Origin of the sequence: Eisenbergiella porci (assembly GCF_009696275.1) — a bacterium.
Taxonomy (GTDB): domain Bacteria; phylum Bacillota; class Clostridia; order Lachnospirales; family Lachnospiraceae; genus Eisenbergiella; species Eisenbergiella porci.
Window position 1 is genome coordinate 1 of record NZ_VUMI01000118.1, and the last position, 3,513, is coordinate 3,513.

Consider the following 3,513-nt stretch of genomic DNA (forward strand, 5'->3'; position numbering starts at 1 on the left):
GTTCAGCCCTTGTCACGATAAATTTTCTCCTTTGCGAAAAACTTTTTTTTATTTTATCATGCATCGGCTAAATCTTCAGTGCTTATCAGTAATTTTTGTGCGAGAAATTTTCGCCTTTCAGAGCTGACAAAAAAATACCATATCAGTCAGGCATTTCGCAGCTGCCCATGTAACTGTACTGCTGTAAAGCTTATACAGCTTATGATTTCATATTCTCTTCCATTTTCCTGACTTCTTCAAATACTACATCATTCCTGACTTTAATATAGGTTCCCTTCATTCCTGAGGAGCGGGACTCTATGATGCCGGCGCTTTCAAACTTGCGCAGGGCATTGACAATTACCGAACGGGTGATTCCAGCTCTGTCCGCTATCTTACTGGCGACCAGAACGCCCTCCATCCCGTTAAGCTCCTGAAATATATGGACTATCGCCTGGGTTTCAGAATAGGACAGCGTTCCGATGGCCGACTTAACTACCGCTATCTTACGGCTTTCCTCAGCGCTTTCTTCACTGACCGACCTGAGCATTTCCAGGCCTACGACGGTGGTACCGTATTCGCAGAGGATAATATCATCAATATCATACATATCGCCATGCCGGTAAAGGAAAAGCGTCCCAAGCCGTTCTCCGGCAATTTCAATCGGTGAAACCACGGCTGCAAACTTCATAAAAACCTGATTTTCAAAACCTAAAGTAGCAAGATTAACATTTTCTTTGGTTGACAGCACGGAAAGGAGCCTTTCGTTCAGCAGGGGATCGATGAAGCTGCCCACCTCATTCTTCAGCAGCTCCGCAATGACCTCATTACGGTCTGAAGTAGCCACTCCAAGTATCTTCCCTTTCCTGCTGATCACCAGCACGTTAGAAACCAGTATCTCACGCATTACCTTGCATATATCGTTAAAAACCACTTTACTGGAATTGTTGTTATGAAGCAACTTTCCTATTTTACGTGTTCTGTCCAGCAGTTGAACGCTACTCATGTTAGTTTTCCTCCGGCAGAATGCCCAAACTTATGACACTATTGTAGCACAGACCCCTGTCAGACGCAACGGATTTTGTCACCCCGCCAGTTCCGGACAACACAAGTACTTACAGCCAAATTGAGCAGTCTTTAATCTTCTGATTTCTTTTCCATTATATAGCCGCAATCTTCATTATAACAAACAAGCTTATTTCCTTTTTCCAGCATCAGTGAACCGCACTGCGGGCATTTTTCTTTGGACGGCTTCTGCCATACCATGAAATCACATTCCGGATTTCCGATGCAGCCGTAATACTTCCGGCCTTTTTTGGTCTTTTTGAGTATAATGTCCTTACCGCATTTCGGGCAGGGAACGCCGACCTTTTCAAAATAGGGTTTGGTATTGCGGCATTCCGGGAATCCGGGACAGGCCAGGAAACGACCGTGGGGACCATATTTGATGACCATGCGCCTGCCGCAAAGCTCGCATTCTTCATCGGATTCTTCATCCGCAATCTGCACCTGCTCCAGCTGCTTTTCAGCCTGTTCCACAGCTTCGTTCAGATCAGGATAGAAATTGGATACCACAATCTTCCAGTTAACATTTCCTTCTTCCACGCCGTCCAGCAGCGCTTCCATATTAGCAGTGAAGCTCACATCCACAATCGTGGGGAAGGCCTCCTTCATCATGCTGTTGACCACTTCGCCCAGCTCGGAAACGTACAGATTCTTATTCTCCTTAACCACATATCTTCTTGCAAGAATGGTGGTAATGGTGGGGGCATAGGTGCTGGGACGTCCGATCCCCTGCTCCTCCAGCGCCCTTACCAGAGAAGCTTCCGTATAGTGCGCCGGAGGCTGTGTAAAGTGCTGGGCCTCCTGGAAGCTGTCAAAGGTGAGGCGGGTGTCCTTGTCAATCCCTTTTACCAGGCTGTTCCCTTCTGCCTTCTCATCCTCCTCCTGGGTGTATACGCTCATAAAGCCGTCGAATTTCAGCTTGCTGGCCGCCACCGTAAAACGATGTTCCGCCGCATCGATTTTCACAGATGTTGTTTCATAAACGGCAGGAGTCATCCGGCTTGCCACAAAACGCTTCCAAATAAGCTGATACAGCCTGAACTGATCTCTTGAAAGAGATTCCTTCAGTTCCAGGGGCGTCCTTGAAATATCTGTGGGACGGATTGCTTCATGGGCATCCTGTATTTTCTGACCGCTCTTCTTTTCCTGTGTCTTGGCCCCGGTATATTCCGGGCCATAGTTCTTGTCAATGTACAGCGCAGCCTGATGTTCCGCTTCTTCAGATACACGGGTGGAATCGGTTCGCAGATAAGTAATGATACCGACCGTGCCATTGCCTTTAATATCAATTCCTTCATACAGCTGCTGTGCCAGACGCATGGTCTTCTGTGTGGAAAAATTCAGCACCTTGCTGGCTTCCTGCTGCAGCGTGGAGGTAGTGAAGGGCAGAGGCGCTTTCTTTACCCGCTCGCCTTTCTTCACATCCGTCACCTGATAAGATGCGCCGTCCAGATCGTTTTTGACCTTATCCACATCCTCCTGGCAGGTGAGGTTCTGCTTCTGGCTGGTGGTTCCGTAATACTTTGCTGTCAGCAGCTTTCTTTCCCCCGGTATTTTAAAGGAAGCGTCCAGCGTCCAGTATTCCTCCGGGATAAACGCGTTGATTTCATCCTCTCGGTCGCAGATCATACGCAGGGCAACCGACTGGACACGTCCGGCGCTTAGGCCCCTTTTAACCTTTGCCCACAGCAGGGGGGAAATCCGGTAACCCACCATACGATCCAGCTCCCGCCTGGCCTGCTGGGCATCCACCAGCGACATGTCGATTTCCCTGGGATGCTTCAGCGATTCCTTAACCGCATTTTTCGTAATTTCATTAAAGGTGATGCGGTATACCTTTTTACCCGTTTTTTCCAGGTTCAGCGCCTTGGTCAGATGCCAGGAAATCGCCTCACCCTCACGGTCGGGGTCCGTTGCGAGATATATTTTTTCCGCTTTTTTCACTTCCTTACGCAGATTGGCAAGGATATCTCCTTTGCCGCGTATGGTAATGTATTTCGGTTCGTAATCGTTTTCAATATCAATTCCCATACGGCTCTTGGGCAGGTCCCGGACATGTCCGTTGCTGGCCGCCACTTCGTAGTTGGGGCCGAGGAATTTCTTGATCGTCTTTACCTTTGCAGGTGATTCTACTATTACAAGATATTTTGCCATACAGACTTATTATCTCCTTCTCTTTTGCGCCGGACGCATTCGCGCCGCGCACCTCATACCTTCCGTACCAGACGGCACGCAGTACCGGTTCACAAACCTTACTCCGTCGATTCCTTGCCGTAATCAAAACAGCCAGCAATCGTGAATCACTATACACCATATTTTCTGCCGTGGCAAGGAATTTTATAAAAGGTGTTAGTCCGCAAATGTGTTGGTAACCTATATAAGTCCGTTTTATCACCCTTGTGATCTGGTATTATATCCTTATATTTAGGAGGATGATACCATGACCAATCAGGAATTACTTATGAGCCA

2 protein-coding genes are annotated in these 3,513 nt (G+C 47.9%); both read right to left on the bottom strand.

All coding sequences use genetic code 11. The features are described from left to right. Positions 1 to 199 precede the first annotated feature (199 nt). A complete protein-coding gene (codY, locus tag FYJ45_RS28915; protein WP_021635914.1) occupies positions 200 to 985 on the bottom strand; it encodes a GTP-sensing pleiotropic transcriptional regulator CodY in 786 nt (261 codons plus the stop codon). Positions 986 to 1,116: 131 nt separating this feature from the next. Further along, positions 1,117 to 3,198 (bottom strand): type I DNA topoisomerase, encoded by a 2,082-nt coding sequence (gene topA, locus FYJ45_RS28920; RefSeq protein ID WP_154468389.1) that lies wholly within the window; start codon positions 3,196 to 3,198, stop codon positions 1,117 to 1,119. Between the last annotated feature and the right edge of the window lie 315 nt (positions 3,199 to 3,513).

Bases quoted from the DNA above. Each gene is read 5' to 3' on its own strand.
- topA (WP_154468389.1), bottom strand. From the start codon at position 3,198: ATGGCAAAATATCTTGTAATAGTAGAATCACCTGCAAAGGTAAAGACG.
- codY (WP_021635914.1), bottom strand. From the start codon at position 985: ATGAGTAGCGTTCAACTGCTGGACAGAACACGTAAAATAGGAAAGTTG.